Here is a 21,526-nt window from a genome sequence, read left to right as displayed (position 1 = left end):
GATGCGGCTATTCTTCTACGAACTCAAAAAGCATTGGACTTGGCCGGTTCTACTTATCATTGGGGTGCTGGGCATATTGACATGGCTGGCGTTTCTCTTGCCGCAAGTGCGGGATTACAACGCCAACTACGGAAACATCTATGGCGATTTGCAAAATGAAATGTTCGCTCAATACGGCATCACCCTCTCTGTGGAAGAGCTTGCCGACTTCGACATTGCCGGAAGACGCGCGACGCTGGAGGCGGACATGGATGCTCTCATAGCCGCCGAGCCTATATTCGCCCAATATGGCATTCGCACGTTCCATGACTATCGGAATACTTTGGCATACGACACGGATGGGATGAATGAGGAGCAGCTGTTAAAATATCGGGCCGACAGGGCGATTATGGATAATACGATCCGGGATGTGCGTAGTCAATGGCTCGGTCTGGACAGAATCGAAGGGTATTACGTCTTGTTCCTGGAACGGAATATCGGCATGAGCCGCAATGGCTACAGTCCTGTTATCACGCGGGCCGAGAATCATTACATCCATACGGACGAAAGAAACCTGACACGTTACGCCATTCATGACATATTCAGCTATTACGCCATGGTGACTGGGGTGTATGCAATCGCCGCTGTCATACTGCTTACGTCTCCGCTCGTCGTGACGGACCGATACCGGGGCATGACGGCGATGCAATACTCCTCCAGCAAGGGGCGCAGCTTGCTCAAGCTGCAAGGCGCGGCTTGCCTTTTTTCGGCTACGTTGCTCGGGCTGCTGCTGGTCGCGATCAGCTTTGGCTTATTCTTCGCGCTTACGGATGCGGGGCAATATTGGCAAGCCTATATCGGCGCTTTCGACCGCGGCATCGTCTTATACGACATCTTGTTCAGTCAATATATACTCATACTTGGAGCCATGGTAGTCGCATTATGTGTCGGAACTGCTGGATTGGCATTCGTTCTGTCTCGTTATTCTTCCAACTTGATCACGCTCATGTTGAAGCTGGTTCCGCTGGGAATAGCCATCACTTGGATTGCTGAAAGCTCGATTCATTTGGCGTTGGTTTCAATCAATACCGTGTTCAGTGTGTGGTTTCCCGCCAATTATGAGGCACCGGAGATCATTCTATGCAGTGCGGTGATGATAATCGGAATGGTATTAGCATTTATAGTCGCTGCCCGGGAACGCCGCGTCGATGTGAGGTGAGTATGATGTTGGCATGGTATGAGCTGAAAAAGCTGCTAACAACTCCTACGATCATCGTATTTGTTCTGTTGTGTATCGCCTATAATAGCGTGATCGTATTCGTAAGCGAGCATGTACGCTTAAGCGAAGTTCGGACGGATGCAGCTGCATTAACGGATATCTTTGACGGATTTGATGCGGTGGACATCATTGCCGGGCGATATGTGACGCGGCACGAATTGTCCGGGAAGTACGAGCAGAATGTGAGGGAGAAGTATGAGAAGCTGCAAGCCGTCGTCGAGAAGAAAGCGGCTAGCGACGAGAGCCTCTCTCCTTATTTCGGAGATTGGACGCAACCTATGCACAAACTGCTGTTCCAAAAGCTCCTCGGCGCTATTATCGCCCAATGCGGCTTGCTTGCCTTGTTTGCCTCGCTCATCAGTACGGGCTACGAAAACGTGCGAGCTACCGAAGGGATCGTTTATTGTTCGAAATCGGGCAGGCAGCGCATTTTGCGAGCGAAATTTGTTGCATCTCTGATTGCCGGAGGATTACTGTTTCTACTGTTGATGAGCGTTTCGCTCGCATTGTTCTTCTTCAGATTCGACTGGACAATGGTATGGGACGATCACGTATCAAGCCTGTATAATCGAGCGGTAGACGAAATCGCAAAGCCGTAAATCACTTGGCATAGCTTCAGCGTCTCAGGACTATTATGGGCGGGAATAGGCGTATCAGCCGGAGTCGTCCTGTGCTTCACCCTGTTGGGATATGCGGTGGGGACTTTTGTCCGGAGCGGATACGGAGCCATGATGACTGCCGTCTCTGTAATAGGAGTGCTATATATCCCGGAAGGACTTTTCCCATACGGTTCGAGCTTCAGAAGTGCACTTAATCTTACCCCCGTAGGCTTGTGGCTGAACGTTGGCGATTGGTTCACTGACGGCTATGCGGACATTCTGTGGGCCAACTTTGAAGTGATCGGCGTCGCGGTGTCGCTTGCGATACTGACCGCTCTGAGTGAGCTGGCCATAGCATTATTCAAGCGCAGGGACCTTACCTGAGCAGCAGTCAAGATAGAATTTTCATGATTTGTGCATTCACTTTCAGGCTGGAATCCGTCAATATACGTCACCGCGATTATCGATTGCCAAAATGTATACGATTCGCTCTTGGTAATTGACCTCAATAAAACCCGATAACCCCCTGTGTTAGGCTAGTTGTCATAGACCTTTAGAATTAGTAAAGTTAGAATAGAAGTTCTAGTGAAGAATTTAAATACTCAATAGTTAAAAGAATAATGCCACCAAAGAATGAATCGGTTAATGCAATAGCAAGGGAAACAGGACTTACAGAAGCAACATTATATAACTGGAAGAAGAATGCCAAATCTAAAGGAATGACTGTTCCTGGTGGAGAGAATGATCTCATGATGTGAATGCTGAATAAGTGGCGTAGTTGAACACTACGCCACTTATTCGAGTATCTATATATGAAATTACGATTGATCATGTATTCGCTCGAGTTGTTGCCTTGCATGAATCGAACTACCGATAATACCTGCGTCTTCATTATGTTCCGCAAGAACAATATGCAGACCATCACTATAATCAGATAACAGCAATTTGTTCAGTTCTTGGCGCAAAGGAGACATAATCCGTTCACCTGCTAGTGCACCGCCTCCGCCAACAATAATGACCTCTGGACTCAGCACTGTCACAACTGAAGCAAGTGCCTGACCAATCCACTTCCCAGCACGAGTAATGATCTCATTAGCAAGGGTATCTCCTGTATCTAGCGCTTTAGATATGTGTGCTGCAGTTAACTGATTAATAGTTTCACCTGGGAACCATTCCGTGAGAATGGTAGAACGACCTGTGGCAATGGCTTTCTTTGCCTGAGCGACCATGCCGCTAGCAGAAGCAACTGTCTCGAGACAAGCAGATAATCCGCATACACATTTCTCAGATACACCCTCCATTTGAACATGTCCAATTTCTCCAGACATCGCTTTGTATCCATAGAATAACTTCTCGTCATTAATCATAGCGGCAGAAATCCCCGTTCCAATCGTAATGCCAAGAATATGTGAATAACCACGTCCTGCACCTGCTACTGCTTCTCCGTACATATACATTCTGACATCATTATCAATGTATACGGGAAGCCCTGTCCTTTTCCTCAGAAGCTCTGCAACTGGAACGTTAAACCATTGTAGATGCCCCGCTGATACGATTACTCCTTTCTTCGGATCAACTAATCCAGGAATGCCTAGTCCCATACCAACCAATTCCCCGGTATTGACAAATTGTTGCCGGAGAGTATTAACCATATCCACTATCAAACTCAACACAGTATCCAATCCTAAGTGAGCATCCGTCGGACATTTCATCTTCTCTAATACTACTCCTGATTCATCCATGACTCCGCAAACGATATTCGTGCCGCCAACGTCTACTCCAATTGAATAACGCACCCCTATATTCACCTGCCTTCCATGTTCACAAGTTAGTAGATATGTGTTTACGGATTTTCATACAAGAAGCTATAGTCGAACTGGTAAATACCAGTATATCGTGTTGCATCGAAGAATGCGCCATCAATCGTCGTTAATGTTGTATTGTTATTATAGAAGGTGATATCCGTAACACGATACGTTCCCGTTTCCGTATCTAGTGTCGCTGGTGCAGCTACCGCTCCAGTGTAGGCTTTCAATGCATCTGCTTGTATGGTCAGATCGTAGGTCTTCGTATCTGTATCGAGATCGAAGCGCACCTTCACCCATTCATCAAGAGGCAATTTGAATAGCGGGCTTCCCGATGGAATCATATGCGGTGAGTTACTACCATTGACGACATCCCAATAGAAGAATCCTCCACTCGATGCACCTGTTAATTTAGCTGCTACCGTGTTGCCAGAGAGAACAGTTATGTCATAATTGCCTGATGGATGATTAAGCGGTTGAAACTTAAACTTCGTTTCAAACGTTACCCTGCCGCTAAGTGGTGTTGTAGCTAACTTGCTCACATAGGGCATGAATTCAAACTCATTGTTAATATCGTATCGTCCATCATGCAACTGCAATGCTTTGTTGCCATTGCCGTTTTCACTAATGTCTTCAATGCTTACAGGGGCATCGACAGCACTTACTACTGTATAGCCATTCGTCCCAGTGACTAACGTCCCTATGGACTGCTCATCGAAGAGATCAAAGTAGCCATTCGCTGTGATCGTTGCCGGTGTCGTAACACTGCCTGTTGGTCCATCTATGGAAATGTTTCCACTAGCGTCTACTGCCTCCACCGCAAATGTATAGGTCGTACTTGCTACAAGACCTATGACATCATAGGTTGGATTCGTAGTTGTTGCGATTAACTCACGGCCAGATACACCTTCTACATATAGCTTGTAGGTTAGAGCTCCTTCATTCTCTGCTTCTACTCCATCCCAGGACAATCTTGCCATTGTCGGAAGTACGAATTCTGATTCGATCGCCGCATCAACGCCCCACTCAGGCGGTATCGTATCTACAACCTCATTCTCATACAAGAAACTATAATCAAACAAGTAATTTCCAGTGTACCGCGTAGCATCGAAGAAAGCTCCATCAATGCTTGTCAGCGACGTATTATTATTGTAGAACGTGATGTCCTCAATACGAAATGTCCCTGTATCCGTATCTAGTATCGCTGGTGCAGCTACCGCTCCAGTGTAGGCTTTCAATGCATCTGCTTGTATGGTCAGATCGTAGGTCTTCGTATCTGTATCGAGATCGAAGCGCACCTTCACCCATTCATCAAGAGGCAATTTGAATAGCGGGCTTCCCGATGGAATCATATGCGGTGAGTTACTACCATTGACGACATCCCAATAGAAGAATCCTCCACTCGATGCACCTGTTAATTTAGCTGCTACCGTGTTGCCAGAGAGAACAGTTATGTCATAATTGCCTGATGGATGATTAAGCGGTTGAAACTTAAACTTCGTTTCAAACGTTACCCTGCCGCTAAGTGGTGTTGTAGCTAACTTGCTCACATAGGGCATGAATTCAAACTCATTGTTAATATCGTATCGTCCATCATGCAACTGCAATGCTTTGTTGCCATTGCCGTTTTCACTAATGTCTTCAATGCTTACAGGGGCATCGACAGCACTTACTACTGTATAGCCATTCGTCCCAGTGACTAACGTCCCTATGGACTGCTCATCAAAGAGATCAAAGTAGCCATTCACTGTGATCGTAGCCGGTGTCGTAACACTGCCTGTTGGTCCATCTATGGAAATGTTTCCACTAGCGTCTACTGCCTCCACCGCAAATGTATAGGTCGTACTTGCTTCAAGACCTATGACATCATAGGTTGGATTCGTAGTTGTTGCGATTAACTCACGGCCAGATACACCTTCTTCATATAGCTTATAGGTTAGAGCTCCTTCATTCTCTGCTTCTACTCCATCCCAGGACAATCTTGCCATTGTCGGAAGTACGAATTCTGACTCGATCGCCGCATCAACGCCCCACTCAGGCGGTATCGTATCTGTCGACTCAATCACTACAAGGTTACTTTCATCTGAGAAGTTCCCACTAGTATCCACTGCTCGAACGCTGACTTGATAGATGCCACCTGGTACTAACGAGCTCATCGTATAGGTCGTACTATCATGAGCAACCGATGCATAAGCCACACCATCAACGAAAATCTCATAGGAATGAATACCTATGTCATCGTTCGCAGCGTCCCACGCTATATCTGCTACGGTATTCCCAACGGACACGACACTCAAATTCCCAGGAGCATCCGGAGGAGTGACATCTTCTTTCGATTCTGCAAGCCCAATCCAATCCAGATTCATTGGCCCGAAAGTACTATAGATTGCTATCTCATTTAAGCCTGGTTGTAGTGGTTTTTCCAATTCAACGCGTAAACCACGCCAATTCTCAGGAACTGTCCCGTAATCTACTGTCGGAGAAGCTTCAAAATAATAACCATCTCCGTTGATTTCCACATAACGGGATGTTGTCTCGCCAGGTTGTAGGCCAAATCCGGCTACATACTTCAAGATGAGATCATATTCACCTGGTTCAGTCACATTTACATTCCAACGAATCCATTGACCCGGAGCAGCCCAATCACCCACACCTACACCACCAGATAGAAAAGATCGTGTTGTGTAAGTTGAAACATCTCCACCACCATTTGCTGAGAAGGACTCAGCTTCTTTCCATACATCCGAATTAAATCGAAGCAAGTCATAATTCGTGTATAGAACTGTCTCTACCGGAGTACCAAAATCAACAGGTTCTAGTTTAAGTCGACTTAAGTCACCCAAAACCATAATGGGTGTTTCTTCCTTTAGATAGATAAATTCTGGTTTTCCATACTGCACAAACAGAAAACCCTCTGGTGCTTGTGCTACACGGTAAAAACCTTCAGCAACATCAAGTTCACCCCAAGCAATTTCTCTACCGTACAAATCTTTGCTTGCAGATAAAGTAATCTCATCGATCACACCTGATAATTCCATTTCTAATTGTACATCCGGAAGCGTTTCTGCTTTCGAATGTTTATTTAATTTGAATAGATGATCACCATGCTCCACAGAAAGCTGCAGTAAATTAGTCCCCTTACTCCATTCTACACCATAGTTTTCTAACCCCTGATTATTGCAACATGTTTTGATTTTATTACCATCCATATCATAGAGCTTCTTAAAGTTAGGAACGTATATTTCAATAGAAGCCTCTTCTATATTGGACACGGATAGATCGTTATTATCGTAAGCAATCGTGATTACTTCATCACTTATTACACGTTCAATTTCATCTATTATTAGCTTTGTCCCGGATACAAGCAATACACTTCCATTAGGATTAATCGCTGCCGCTGCACCATCGAATACAACATCCCCGGTATCGACTTCTCCGCTTTCGGTCATCCGTACATACACGACTGTGCCATCGACCATGGTCAACTTCAGATAACTTCCATAATCAACCGATACAATTGGCTGAGCAGCATCCCCTCGACGATAGGGCTGTAGAGTCGATACTATTGTTGTCTCACTTGTCTTCTCCGTAATAAAGGTTGCATGCTGCTGATCTTGTTTAGCGATGAATCTCCCCTGTGGACGAACTTCTAGTCCCTGCAGATTTAAAAATTGATCTGTGAACGTCGTTGTCAGTTGTCCAGGCGAATGAAATTGAACACGCATTTCCGCTTTTCCTTTCGCAATGCTTGCGCCTCTACCATCCACATCAATGTCTAGGGCATCATCAGCATGAAGCTGGTATTCAAAGTTTGAGCCCTCCGCATCCGCGGAACGAAGTTGGTCTATTATGACAAACAGGTCTGGTCGTACATAAATGACACTTCGCTGCGCATTATCAAGTGCCCCCTTATAAGCAGCAGTCGCATCACCACTCGTCGCATCAAATGATGAATGTGTTACAAAACCTGTAATCGTACCGTCAGCATCAATATCATTAATCGGCTGACCTTGACGTCCATCAACTGTAATGGTGTTATGTGCATAAGACTGCCAAGAATAACCCGCATGATGGTCACTATTGTACCAGTCATAATAACCACTATCCACAGCGAGTGATTCACCAAAAGCATTTATAATGAAGCTATTCTGGTCAGCATGACTATGGTTATAGCTACCATATGGACTTGATTTGAAGTACATGGAAATTCGCTCTGGATCATAAAGTTCAGAGTGCATAGCTACCGTCCCAATATCTTCAAACCATGCTGCCTTCGGCAACTCAACAGGAGGAATTGCCTGCAAGCTATTATCACCATAATAGTAGTCATACGTAACTCCAAGCGGGTCATCTCCTACCGCTTGTGATCCCCATTGCATAACGGGATCATCATACATATCAGCTAATCTTCGCAGCATGGATACATTATAGCCACTAGGTTTAATTTCACTATCGTCACCGAAGACTCCTCTTGGCGAGCCATGTGGGAACATGTACAACGGATAGTTTCCTTCATGACGAGAGAATGCTTTATCATACAGGTTGAAATCTGTGGCATAAAGAAGCGCATCCATTAAATCCTTATTAAAGAAACTGGAAACGCGCCAATAACCTGTACCTTGCGCCCATCCGCCATCCTCACCTCCCCAAGGCGGTAAAATATTAATATAGCTAGGCACAACAGTATTAAACCAGTCCGATGCCTCTGCTAATTCGTTCATCATAGCGATGGAAATAACACCAACCATGCCAAAAGCCGTCCAGCCATGTGAATTTTGCGGAAATTCCGTGATCGGGAGATTCGTTCCCCCAACAATAGTCATAATCGTTTCGGTGCGACTCTTAATCATCTGCTTCACCGTTTGTTTTTCTGCTTCTGTCAATAGAGAATATATCCAGTCATATACGACTGCAGACTTGAGTGCAATGTCTCTGTGCACCTGATCATTAACAGAATATCCCGTTGCACCGTCTGGGTCCCATGAAGCAATGTGCAGCAACATCTCTTTCGCTCGTTCACCATACTGCAAATCGCCCGAAACCAAATATACAAATGCAGCATCATGCATACGACCAGCAAAGGTCATACCATCACGTGGATTTGCTACGGTAGGTTCCGCAGGCAACGGCGTAGCCATGTTATTATTAACCGCTTCCAGCTTAAGCTGGTAAGTAGATTCACCCGATGTTAATGCCAAGTCTCTGAAATCCGCAAGCGTTTCCAAAGTCGTCCATATCCGCGGATGGCTTGTTGGAATTTCGGCACGAATAGCTTCTACCGGAGGGACTGGAAAAGGTACAGCATCTTTCGTAATTCTGAACTTCGAAGGTGTAGTCCACTCTGACCATCCCTCGATCTTATGATAACGAACCCGCCAGAACCAGGTACCTTCATCAAATACACAGGGGAAATTATATACATTAATGTCTAATTCATCTTTCTCATAAGCGATTTCTTCAAAAGTTTTCGTCCTACTGACCTGAAGCTGATATTGATCAGCATATTCGATGTGTGGCCAGCTAAAATCCGGTGGATTTTGTGTAGTAGTCAATTGAGGTGCAGGCCTATACGGCATTACTGTACTCGTAGCAACTGGCCAGGGGAATAAACCAGTTTCTTCGGGATCTTGCTGTGTAGCCATCACAATTGGAGCTTGTAGTTGCACTAGCATACTTAAGATTAAGACCATTGTTGCAACAATCGACATCCTCCTTTTCGCAATCCCTTTTCTATTCATAATTATTCACACCCTCACATAGTTTTATATTTTCTTTAACCTTTCACGCTTCCAAGCACGATTCCTTTCATAAAATGCTTTTGTAAAAAAGGATACACAAGCAAAATGGGCAGAGCACCTATAAATATTTGTGCTGCTTTAAAGGTTCGATTAGATAACTCTTTCATCATCTCCGCTTGCGCCTCAGTGAGGATTTCTGACTCCGTATTCACGACAATCGTTTGCAGATAACTCTGCAACGGATACTTATCAGCGGAATTCATGAAGATTAATCCATCAAACCAAGAGTTCCAATGACCTACCATAGAGAATAATAACAATGTAGCCAATGCTGGTTTAGACAGCGGCACAAAAATGGACCATAACGTAGTGAAATGTCCCGCTCCATCCATAAAGGCCGATTCTTCTAATTCTTTGGGCAGACCACGGAAAAAGTTTAATAATAAGACTACACTAAATACGGGAACGGATATCGGAATAACTAATGCCCATATTGAATCAAGTAAACCGGTATATCTTATAGTCATGTAATATGGAATCAGTCCACCGCTGATCAACACCGTAATAAACACGATCCAAACGTATAAAGTTCTGAATTTGAACTTATTATCCTCTTTCGAAAGAGGGTAAGCTAGCAGCACGATCATGATCATTTGTAACGATGTACCAAGAATAACTCTTTTAACTGATACAAATAATGAGGTACTGAAAGCCTCCTTTGTCAATGCATATTCATAAGCGCTCAAAGTAAAGTCTACAGGCCATAATGTGACCTGCCCACTAGCTACTGCTTCCATGGAACTTAGTGAAATCGAGAGAACATGAATAATGGGTGCAAGACAAAGAATGGCTGTGATAGACAGAAATAAATAATTGAAAATAACGAACAGCTTTCTGCTCCATGATGCTTGCTCAACCATCTTGCTGCCTCCTTAAAAAATACGATAGTTTGCATACCGATAGGACAACCAGTAGGATAAAGAAATCAGCACAAGCGAAACGACGGATCTCATTAGTCCTACAGCTGTTGCATTACTATATTGTGCGCTTACTAACCCCATTCGATAAACAAGCGTATCGATAATATCACCAGTCTCATACACTTGAGGACTGTACAAGATAAATATTTGTTCAAAGCCTGCATTCAGTATGGATCCAAGACTCAGTGTGGCTAACAATACAATGATCATTCTCATACCTGGCAGTGTAATATTCCAAGTTTTGCGCAAATAACCTGCACCATCGATGGATGCCGCCTCATACAGATTGGGATTGATCCCCGTAAGAGCTGCAAGATAAACGATTGTACTAAAGCCGAATTCCTTCCACGTATCTGATAAGACCATCACATATGGGAACCACTCCTTATCTCCTAGGAAATAGATTGGATTGATTCCCACAAAGGACAGAACCTGATTGACGATGCCCTGTGAAGGTGACAGAACATCGATCAGAATACCTCCAAGAATAACCCAAGACAGAAAGTGAGGAATATATATTAAAGTTTGAACACCTCTTTTGAATAGCTGTTTACCTATTTCGTTAAGCAAGAGAGCGGTAACAATAGGTGCAATTAATCCCATAATGACTTTCATTGAAGCGATAAAGATTGTATTCCATAACACTTTCGAAGTATTCGGTAAGCTTAATACATATTCGAAATTGTCGAGTCCAACCCACTTGGAGTCTAGAATACCTTTGGCTGGAATATAATTTTGGAAGGCCATTACGACTCCAAACATCGGAACATATTGGAATACCAAGATAATGAGTAACCCCGGTAAAACCATAAGATGTAAAGGCCATTCCTGTTTGAAAAGTTTTTTCAATATAATTCCTCCCATCCTATCCTGGGCGAACGAGTAGATTCTACTTATTTTGATACCACTCGTTCACTTCTGCCTCTATCTCTTTTCCTCCCAGTTTATTCCAATTATCGACGAATTTATCGAATTCACTAAGCGGTCCACCCGTCACAATCTTGGTCATCATTTCGAGCTCCATATCCAATAGGTTAGGTAACTTACTGATCATCGTTGGTGTAGGTGTTGTTGTGAATTGATTAGGCATAAACTGATCGTTCTTAATGTATTCACCTAATACATAACCCGAACCTAGTGGACCATTTGCCGCATTTTGATTCCACGCTTCCTTATTGCCATCCTCGTAATCCTTAAGTCCATTATAGAAATTTCGGTATAATGGCGTTAAATCTTCAAGTTTGACCTCACCATTCTTGAACTTCTGAATTTCAAGATAACCATTATAATTGTTGAACGGACGATATATTTCTACAGGCGCAAACGTATATATAGCACCATGTCCATTCTTGTCATCTACTAATCTTTCGAATACCTCATCCGATGTGTTGAAATAGAATGCATTCATGAATAGTTCTGCCATCTTCAATACCGCTTCTGGATTCTTCGTCCCTTTCTTCACAACCCAGTAACCCGAAACATTGAGCTCATGCTGCATCTTTGCAGGATTATTATCAATGGAAGGAGAAACATACGGTCTCCACTCAGCTGTTGGTGTCTGACTTTGCAAAGCAGACGCACTGCGAATACGATATACGATTCCGAGCTTATTGGTACCAATGTCCTCGTAATATTTGCTGCTGCTCTTAACTCCGAATTCCGGATCAATCTGCTTCGTAGCATACATCTGCTGAAGCTTTGCTAAAGCATCCTTCATTTCCGGTTGTATTGAGCTGTACTTCAAACCGCCATTCCCGTCCTCAATCCAAATATTTCGATAGGCATGGTAACCATTCAAAAATCCTTGGATAGATCCAAAGTCTTTATCCATGCCTATTCCATAGGTATCATCTATCCCATTGTTATCGGGATCCTGGGTTGTGAAAGCTTCGGAAATCGCTAACAAGTCTTCCATTGTCTTAGGTTCAGGTAAATTCAGGTTCGTGCGCCAATCATCACGCACCCATACCATTGGAACGTTCTCTTGATTAAATCCTGTCCACGGGATTGCCATTAGTTTGCCGTTAATTGTTGCAGATTCGAGCACGAGCGGACCTGCTTCATCCATGACATCTGTTATCACTTTCGGTGCGTAGTTCTTGTATACATCTGTCAGATCCTCAATCAGATCAGCATCAGCTAGCTGCTGTAACTGGTCACCGCCAACCCAGAAGAAATCTGGCAGTTGTCCCGAAGCAATCGCAAGATTTATCTTCTCCGGATATGAACCCCCGTCAGCAGTCCATAGATGTTTTACAGATATGCCATATTCCTCTTCCAACATACGAATCCATACATTATGATCTGCGTCTTCTCCTTCAGGGTACTTAATCCATCCTGCAGTCGTCGTTACGGTTGTAAGTTCAATTGGTGGATCATACTTCTCTGGCAACCCGGTAGGAGCAGATTTAGCTATTGGTTCCGTATCAGTCTCCTTGTCCTTTTCTGGACTCGCTTCTGTTTGCTTAACCGTTTCATTATCAGGATCGTTGTTTCCTGAAGAACACGCGGATAAGAAAACCATAATAACTAACAATAGTACTAAACTTACCTTTGAAGAATGTTTCATTTGTTGACAACCTCCCTATTTCTAATATTGTTGTATTATATCTATGGTAAGCGCTAACACCTAGTCAAACAATGAGGTGTTACTTCGATTTATTGTTCTATTATTCGCAATCTATCGTATGAACAAGTTGTCAATGCACAATAAAGAAAGAGGGGATTTCTCCCCTCTACTTTACATCTCTATCCGCCCCGGCTCACTGCGATGTGCAAGCGAGTCATTGAAATAATCGTCTACACGTTCAAGCTGAAATTCGTCAATGATATCCTGAATACTAAAAGCTTTAGATTCTGATGAAATTTGGACAGCGCCAAGAAAACCCGGATCATAAATAATAACATCTGATCCATATTTCTCTTTGATTTCCTGGAAACGAAAATGATTGTTGTCAATATGAATAACTGCACTGTCAAGATTAACTGTCGTAGTTACAAAAGGATAATAATTGGTACTTGATGCTACAACATCACCTACGCGATTTAATATCGTACAAGGTAAGCTAGCAACAGCTCCCGCAAAAAAGGATCGACAGGAATAGGCCCAATATGGTTGCATGAGCCCACCATGATACATTGAAGAGAATACGATAATATCCGGTTTCGCCTTTTCATATTGTTGACGAAGTTGTTCAAAGTTCAGGTCGAAGCATATAGCTGATGCTACCGTACCAAAGTCTAATCGCAGAATTGGAGCAGCGTTACCATATAGAATCCCGGCTTCTTCATACTCCATGGGAACAAGGTGATTCTTATGATACACTCCGATGACCGCACCAGTCCGATCTAACCATTGTGTTGCATTTCTCCAGCTGCCATCGGCAGCCTCAACATGAGCTGAATAAGCGATATAGCAGTTGTTCTCACGACTGATTCGACTAAAGAAATCTCGCATAGCATGTTTTCTATACCGATAATATTCAAGTCGTCTCTCTAATGTATAATAATTCGATTCAGGTCGATCACAAGCTTCCGGCAGCACGATTATGTCCGGTTTATCCGGCAACACATGATCCAATTGTTTTTGCCAATGTTGGATCATCTGTTGCAACACCTCATTGAGAGGAAGTTTCATATCCATGATTGCAGGGGATGGTCCAAGACAACTGATTTTCACATAATTCGCCATTGATCTTACACACTCCCATTAGATTTATTATCAAATCCATAGTCCACTCCGTTAACCATCAAGATGTTCTTCTATTTCTAGTGGGAATATGATACTTACATTAGCCCCAATACCATCATCATTGTTAGACACATATAGTCCCGTCTTGGAATCAAAACCATAATGCATAATTAGCCGCGAATGAACATTGAGCAAGCCTATACTCGGGGTAGTGACAACTTGCTTAGATGTTGACTGCAACCGTTGTCTCAAGTTAACTAGAACATTTTCTGAGAAGCCTACTCCATTATCTTTCATATCAATTTTCACATAGTCCTCATGCAACCGATGAATTGAAATATGCAGATAGATAGATGGAACATGACTATATTTCACGCTATTCTCGGCAATAGTCTGAAGCATTGCCTTCAAACATCGAGCTTGCCTAAGACTTTCATCCATTTCAATGTGATAATGAAATCGTTCTTGAAAACGAATTTTAGAGATTTCCGCATAATTTACTAAATGCTGCAATTCATCACCTAAGGTTACTAACCTGTCATGAAAAGAGGAAGAATAGCGCAGCATTTCTGATAAACATTCCACAGTTTGCTCAATCTCTGATTCGCCTGCAAGGTGAGCCTTTGAATGAATCGTCTCCAATGTGTTATATAAGAAATGAGAATCGATTTGAGACTGTAAAGCTGACATCAACGCTTGTTTCTCCTTCACCTGAGTCTCTGCTAAGTTTCGGACGGTTACATCAAGATGATCAAGCATCAGGTTATAAGATTGGCTAAGCAAGAAAATTTCATCCGTTCCCTTTAATCCAATTCTATGTTGCCAATGACCACTTTCCATCAACTTAATTGCTTTTCTAAGAGAGTGAATACGTCTGGTGAAGGTTGTAGCGAATATATTAGATAATAGAATAGAAACAAGAACAGAGACAGCAGCTATTAACAATGTAATATTAGCTATACTTGTGAAAAATTGCGCAAACTGGTCATAAGGTACGATAACGACAGTTCGCCAAGGAAGTTTCTCAAGTGATGCATATATGACATGGAATTCCTTATCAATCGTCTTGAATGCACCCTGATCATTAACCATTCTAAATTGCATTTCTTCTGGGATTAACTCACCAATACGCCCTACATTCTGATTAGCAATAATTAGATTATGATGATCTACAATCATACCTTCCCCTTGCTTTCCGAATTCCACAGTCCGTAGAACATCAAGAACAAGTGACATATCGATATCCATGCTCACTGTCACCTGCTCACCATTCCATTGCAACTTATAGAACAGTTGGAGTACTGGTATAACCCGATTATTTCCATCGGTTTTATAATAATCCACCAAATTAGATTCAACTGAAATCCCGAATGGAACTTCTTGACGATAACGCCAATTATCAGCGTTATACAATGTATCTTCATTTATCTCGATACCGTTCGTATAGTTCAGATGTCTACCATTCGAATTTTCTATATGTATAGCCTGAATTTCCGGGTAGTGAAAAAAATATATATTCGCAAACTCTCTTTCCATTCTTCTATAAAGATTAAAATGATCCGAAAAATTTTCCTCAGGAACAATCATCCATTCTTTCAGCATTGAACTAGACGATAAAAGCACTAAGCTTTGCATATAACCATCCAAATATCGGTTCAAACCTTGATTCGCTTGTGTGATTACCTTCTCACTCCACAAATTAATGTTGTCCTCTACTTCTCGTGTGGACAAATCGTATATGAATATACCAAACAAGCTAACAACACTGACATTAACGGAGAGCATGAGCACAAACAACTTTCTTCTGAAGGAACGTCGAATAAATCTAACGATAGATATAATGATCATCCCTGCTTCTTGTTCTCTGGCTGATGGATAATTTTCTCGAGAACAATTTGTCGAGGTTCCTCATAAACAACGAAAGAAGCATTCTGTGGCAGTACTACGTTCTCCTGTCTACCGCATACATCGAATAACAAGCCTACAGGAGCATCAATGATTCGATACTCACCTTCCTCATTCGTTAAACTCCCCCATGAAAGCTGTCTGCCATACAGGTCAATGGCAGAGCGCATTCTGACCTTCTGCATGACACCATCGATGCTGACCTTCAATTCCACATCAGGACCTTCAGCGCTTGTAGGGGCGGCATTTAGTCTGAATGTATGCGCTCCACCTTCCATGGTCAATCTCGCCCCTTTTACTTGATTAGCACTACTTTGTTCAACAATAGGTTCACATTGAACACCGGACATCATCAATTGCTCACGTGTAGCATCGCCAGCTTCGACATCCACACCATTCATACGCTTGATTTTCTTCAAGTTTGGCCTATAGATACGAAGCTCCCATTCCTCCAAGCAGCTTGCAGCCAAGTCTTCATCATCGATTGCTACCGTGCATATAGAGTCACTTTCAATCAACACATGCCCATCCAAGAATAGCTTAGTGCCTCTCAACAACATCACACCTCCACTTGAATGAACAACAAGAGCAACTGCATCGAATTGATAACGATCAGCCGTTACGAGACCTTCTTCAGCCAAACGAATATAGACTGATGTACGGTCCTTAAGTGTTAAATGTAGGAAATTTCCATCATTTTCGCAACGCACCCTGTGCGGTATCTCACCTATTCTGTGAGGCTCCAGCGTAGATACGATCATTGTCTTACCTGATTGGGGTGTCATGAACGTTGCATGAAGTTGATCGGGTTGATGTGCAAATCTCCCTTCAGGTCTGACCTCCTTGCCTTGTTGATCCTTATATTTCTCCTCAACAGATGCTTGCCATTGTTCAGGATAATGCAACTTAACATTCAAACCTGCATGACCCTTATGAATACGTGCTCCCTTAGCATCCTCGTCTATAATGAGTTGTTCTGCTGCATGAAGCCGCCATTCGAACACCGCATCAGTGTCATCCGTGCAGCGAAGTCGATCGATGATGACAAATAAATTCGGCCTTATATATAGGATGTGTCGTTCCGCTTGATCTAAGCTTCCTTCGTATGCAGCGAGCGCATCTCCGCTAGCCGCATCGAATAATGGATGAGTGACAAATCCTGTAACTGTTCCGGAAGCTTCCATATCGTGAACGGGCTGCCCAACACCACCATTTAACGTTATCGCATTGTGAGCAAGAGTTTGTCGTGTGAACTTCTCATGATGTGTACTTCCATACCAATCGTACCAGCCACTATCTATCGCTAAGTCTTCACCATAGGCATGAATAATGAAACTATTCTGATCAGCATGACTGTGATTATAACTTCCATATCGACTAGATTTGAAATATAATGAAACCCGCAATGGATCATATAGCTCAGAATGCATGGCTACCCACCCAATATCTTGAAACCAGATCGCCTTGGGCCAATCATAGGGTGGGATCGGCGTCAATGAATCATCGCCATAGAAATAATCAAACATGACATTGAGCGGCGATTGTCCAAGTGCCTTCCATGCCCATTGTAATCTTGCATCCCCTTGCATTTCAGCTATTCTTCGCAATAGAGAGACGTTATAGCCATTTGGTTTGATATCATTCTCATCCCCGAATACTCCTGTTGGTGAACCGTGTGGGTATGCGTATAATGGATATCTTCCTTCATTGCGAGCATGCGCCTTATCATAAAGGTTAAATCCAGATGCATACAATAGCACATCCATCATTTCTTTATTCATGAAACTTGATACCTGCCAATACCCGGTTCCCTGGGCCCATCCACCATCCTCACCTCCCCATGGTGGAAGGAGGTTTATGTAAGCAGGAACGACTTGTTTGAACCATAGCTCCGCTTCAGGTATCTCACCTAACAAGGCCACAGCGATAATACCAATATAACCAAATGCGGTCCAACCGTGGGAATCGTATGGATTTTCTGTAATCGGAATACCCGACCCGCTTAGATCGCCAAGCATGGTCTCTGTTCGCACCTTAAGCGTTGCCAATACAAATTGTTTCTCATCTTGTGACAACAAATCATATAACCAATCGAATACAATTGCTGACCGATAAGCAATTGCCCGATGAACTTGATGATCAATTTGATAACTAGTAGCACCTGCAGGATCCCAATCAGCAATATGTAACAATTGTTTTTTTGCATGCAAGCCCATACTAACATCACCCGACACAAAATAAATCAATGCCGTCTCCTGCATCTTTCGAGTAGAGCCAATAGCTTCCTTCTTTAACCGATTGCAATCTTCTATCCATTGCTCATCCGGTACATAACCAGGCGGATAGTTGAACGTGGGCTCAGGTGTCAACCCTTCTTCCATCCGACTCATCACAGCATGGAGAGTTTTCTCGTAAATTGATTTGCCCTTGCCATTCACAAAACTACGGAACTCTTCTAATCGATCACTGGTTGCCCATATACGAGGATGTGAGTCTGGAATGCTATCCATAATCTCCTCAACAAGAGGAACAGGGAACGGAACCGCCTCTTGATTGATTCGAAACTTTCTTGGCGTACTCCATACCCACTGTTCATTCTCATTGATGGGGGAAACTCGCCAGTACCAAGTACCACTTTGAAAAGCAAACGGAAAATTATAATAATTAACACCCAAGTATTCGCATTCATAAATAACCTCGCAGAAGTCTTCCTGTCGACTGACTTGCAACCTATAGCCATTAACCTCATCCAAGTGCGGCCAGCTGAAATCAGGCGGATTCTGTGTTGTTACAAGACGGTGTCGTGGTCTATATGGCATGCATGTCCCTACAGTGGACGGCCATGAAGTGATCTTTTTTGTTTTGTAATCAACCATTCATTTTGCCCCGCTTTCCGTTTTTAATGAATGTTTGGTTTGAAACTTCTTTCTATACTCCGTAGGATTATATTTTGTATATTTTTTGAATAATTTACAGAAATGAACGTAGTTCTCATAACCTATGTTAGTAGCAATCTCATAGTTCTTCATGTTCGTTGTCAACAACAGTTCCTTGCCTCGATCTATTCTTATATCCTGTAAGTAATTCCACACCGTCATGCCTGTTGCTTGTTTGAACAGAACAGAGAGATGCGATCGACTAAACCCGACTATATTCGCTAATTGATGAATACTGATCTTCTGATCATAATGTTCATTCAGATACGATTTGATTTGCTCTGAAACGCCATAATGTAACCTGTGATCCACATCATCTAGCAATGCTTGCAGCACTTGAACCCCTCGTCTTAATAGTTGAATCGAGCATTGCCAATGACATTCTCTCCAATCTCCATGTGTCGTATGAAGAACAGCATCCGACTCTAACTCATCACTTGTGTCGTCTAGGCACATCTGTATAACCTTTTCCTCTTGCAAATCGGCATTCGTTTCCTGTAGAGACTGTATAGTTAACTTCAACCATTGCTCCGCCAGCGGAACATATAATTCATGCCGTTCATCGGCCCAATCTTCAATCGCATACATGATCTGTTGAAAGATCTCATCACCAATGTTTGCTAACTGAATCATGTTGACAAACTCAACCTGCAGTTTGCGGTATGTCATCAAGTTATTCATGATTCTTCTCGATGCATCATCTCTCCGACGGTTCTGAAGCGTGGCGATCGCCTTCCTCATCACTTCTTCCAGCTTCTGCAGTTTGAACGGTTTCAGTACATAATCGACAACTTGCAGGTCAAGACAGGCTTGGACATACTCAAAGTCATCATGACTGGAGATCATAATACAAATAAGATAAGGACGTTCACGTTTCAGGTTGGCTACAAGTGTCAATCCGTCCATTTCTGGCATACGTATGTCGGTGACAACAATATCTGCATAGTTGTCATCTAACCATTTCATTGCACATATGCCATTCTCTGCCTCTCCAGCTATCCGTAAGGGTAGATCTAGTGAATTGATTCTACTGCTTAGGCTTTGTCGAATCGCTGTTTCATCCTCAGTTAGCAACACTTGATACGACATCACGATACCTCCCATATGTACAATTAGCATTCACCTTATGAGATCGCTTACATGGATAACACCATTCAACCTGCAGACTCATCTAATCATCATATATATTTACATGCTATACCTGATTGTTCGTATGTTCAATGAGGTAATCCTTCAATTTCTTGTGATATTATTTGGGAATCAACGTATCGGTTTGTTATTCCCTCTCTTCAGATACATCGTTTTCCTTGTACAAAGGTATGTAGCACCTTATAGTTTTGATCCATCACGACTAGATCCGCGTCTTTACCTACTTCAATTGATCCCGTTCGATCATCAATTCCTAGAACGACTGCTGGTGTTAGACTCGCCATGATAGAGGCTTCACTTGGAGATACATTAAGATGAACAATTGCATTCTTAACGGCCTCACCCATCGTTATTGTGCTACCGGCTAATGTTCCAGCACTATTCCTTATAGGTTCTGTTTGCATGCCTGACATCTTAGATGCATCCGTAATTAAGGCTATCTTGCGAGGTTGTTTCAATTGAAGGAGCAGCTTAGCTGAGACGGGGTGAGAATGAACAAAGTCACAGATATATTCTGCAATCACATTCTCATTAAGCCAAGCTGAACCAAGCATACCAGGATCTCGATGAGAGAATCCTCTCATCGCATTGTAGCAATGGGTCACTTGGCGGACCCCCCATTCAATCGCCTGCTCCATCTCTTCATAGGTTGCATTAGAATGACCAGCAGATACAACGATGTTGCGCGCAATTAGTGCTTTAATAGCTACTTCTGCTCCCTGTAACTCAGGTGCTAATGTAGCAACCCGTATATGACCTTCAGCAGCTGATAAGTAAGCTAATAAAACATCCATTGAGATCTCCTGTATCGTCTCTTTACGATATGCCCCCGCATAATGTTTCGAGATAAATGGACCCTCTAGATGAATCCCTCTGATGTAAGAACCCGATCTCACAGGGAATCTACTTATTTCTTTTGCTAATGATTGCAATAAAGGTACATAGTCATCAGGAAGCAGAGGCCCTGTCGTAAGTAGTAGGGAAGTAGTTCCATGTTGTGCATGATACTGACACAATTTCTCAACTGCCAACGAATCCAGATCCGCTACATCTGCACCATTTCCACCATGAACATGCAAATCAATGAAACCTGGGAATACAAAACAACCATCTGCAGCGATCTTCTCATCATATTGCCAATCGACTAGACTGTCTGTGGACATGCCAATATGTATAATATTATTATCTTCGATATACAATGTTGCATTGGCAAGCATTCTCTTTTCCAGGATAATGTTGGCTCCCGTAATCATTGTCCTCATCTTCCATCCCTCTTCCTGGGTAGTTACAATGCTCGATCCTAGCTCAACCGCAAGATCCAATATTCTTTTAGACTTTTCAATTTCCCAATCATCCTCACACTTATCTAATTAAACCATTTTTATTTAGAAGTGATCTTCAAGTTTAACCCATCTTTCTATACCATACACAAGCTTGCTTGTATCCATCAACTAGATTTCGATCA

The 21,526-nt window shown here is 42.9% G+C and carries 13 protein-coding genes and 1 pseudogene; 4 read left to right on the top strand and 10 right to left on the bottom strand.

Features of this window, described 5'->3' with window-relative positions:
* Position 1 precedes the first annotated feature (1 nt).
* The 4 genes and pseudogenes from M6D81_RS27980 to M6D81_RS31930 form a co-directional block, all read left to right on the top strand.
* A complete protein-coding gene (locus M6D81_RS27980) occupies positions 2-1,198 on the top strand; it encodes a hypothetical protein (protein WP_262680551.1) in 1,197 nt (398 codons plus the stop codon).
* Between the two features lie 2 nt (positions 1,199-1,200).
* Positions 1,201-1,857: a hypothetical protein gene (locus tag M6D81_RS27975; protein WP_262680550.1), complete on the top strand. Its 657-nt coding sequence runs from the start codon at positions 1,201-1,203 to the stop codon at positions 1,855-1,857.
* Positions 1,858-1,986: 129 nt separating this feature from the next.
* Complete coding sequence (locus M6D81_RS27970) at positions 1,987-2,241, top strand: hypothetical protein (RefSeq protein ID WP_262680549.1); 255 nt, start codon at positions 1,987-1,989, stop codon at positions 2,239-2,241.
* A 212-nt stretch (positions 2,242-2,453) separates the two neighbouring features.
* Positions 2,454-2,615, top strand: a pseudogene (locus M6D81_RS31930) (transposase); the annotation flags it as partial.
* A gap of 60 nt (positions 2,616-2,675) precedes the next feature.
* Here M6D81_RS31930 and M6D81_RS27965 read toward each other — a convergent pair.
* From M6D81_RS27965 to nagA, 10 genes are all read right to left on the bottom strand, one after another.
* Positions 2,676-3,653, bottom strand: a complete 978-nt coding sequence (locus tag M6D81_RS27965) for an ROK family protein (protein ID WP_262680548.1) — start codon at positions 3,651-3,653, stop codon at positions 2,676-2,678.
* Between the two features lie 47 nt (positions 3,654-3,700).
* Positions 3,701-9,400: a DUF4962 domain-containing protein gene (locus M6D81_RS27960; RefSeq protein WP_262680547.1), complete on the bottom strand. Its 5,700-nt coding sequence runs from the start codon at positions 9,398-9,400 to the stop codon at positions 3,701-3,703.
* 35 nt (positions 9,401-9,435) lie between these two features.
* Positions 9,436-10,320, bottom strand: a complete 885-nt coding sequence (locus M6D81_RS27955) for a carbohydrate ABC transporter permease (RefSeq protein WP_262680545.1) — start codon at positions 10,318-10,320, stop codon at positions 9,436-9,438.
* 12 nt (positions 10,321-10,332) lie between these two features.
* On the bottom strand, positions 10,333-11,244 hold the full coding sequence (locus tag M6D81_RS27950) for an ABC transporter permease (RefSeq protein WP_410795804.1): 912 nt from the start codon (positions 11,242-11,244) through the stop codon (positions 10,333-10,335).
* 25 nt (positions 11,245-11,269) lie between these two features.
* Entirely contained in the window at positions 11,270-12,949 is a 1,680-nt protein-coding gene (locus tag M6D81_RS27945) for an extracellular solute-binding protein (RefSeq protein ID WP_262680543.1), read from the bottom strand.
* 171 nt (positions 12,950-13,120) lie between these two features.
* A complete protein-coding gene (locus tag M6D81_RS27940) occupies positions 13,121-14,071 on the bottom strand; it encodes a carbon-nitrogen hydrolase family protein (RefSeq protein ID WP_262680542.1) in 951 nt (316 codons plus the stop codon).
* Between the two features lie 51 nt (positions 14,072-14,122).
* Positions 14,123-15,769, bottom strand: a complete 1,647-nt coding sequence (locus M6D81_RS27935; protein ID WP_262680540.1) for a sensor histidine kinase — start codon at positions 15,767-15,769, stop codon at positions 14,123-14,125.
* A gap of 146 nt (positions 15,770-15,915) precedes the next feature.
* Positions 15,916-18,729, bottom strand: coding sequence for a DUF4962 domain-containing protein (locus M6D81_RS27930; protein ID WP_262680538.1), 2,814 nt, complete (start codon positions 18,727-18,729; stop codon positions 15,916-15,918).
* 123 nt (positions 18,730-18,852) lie between these two features.
* Entirely contained in the window at positions 18,853-20,001 is a 1,149-nt protein-coding gene (locus tag M6D81_RS27925; RefSeq protein ID WP_262680536.1) for a response regulator transcription factor, read from the bottom strand.
* Between the two features lie 200 nt (positions 20,002-20,201).
* On the bottom strand, positions 20,202-21,323 hold the full coding sequence (nagA, locus tag M6D81_RS27920; RefSeq protein ID WP_262680534.1) for an N-acetylglucosamine-6-phosphate deacetylase: 1,122 nt from the start codon (positions 21,321-21,323) through the stop codon (positions 20,202-20,204).
* Between the last annotated feature and the right edge of the window lie 203 nt (positions 21,324-21,526).

Origin of the sequence: Paenibacillus sp. J5C2022 (assembly GCF_025567625.1) — a bacterium.
In the GTDB taxonomy this organism is placed as follows: domain Bacteria; phylum Bacillota; class Bacilli; order Paenibacillales; family Paenibacillaceae; genus Pristimantibacillus.
Note: the sequence above shows the minus strand (reverse complement) of the source record. Positions and strands in the feature narration are given on the sequence as shown.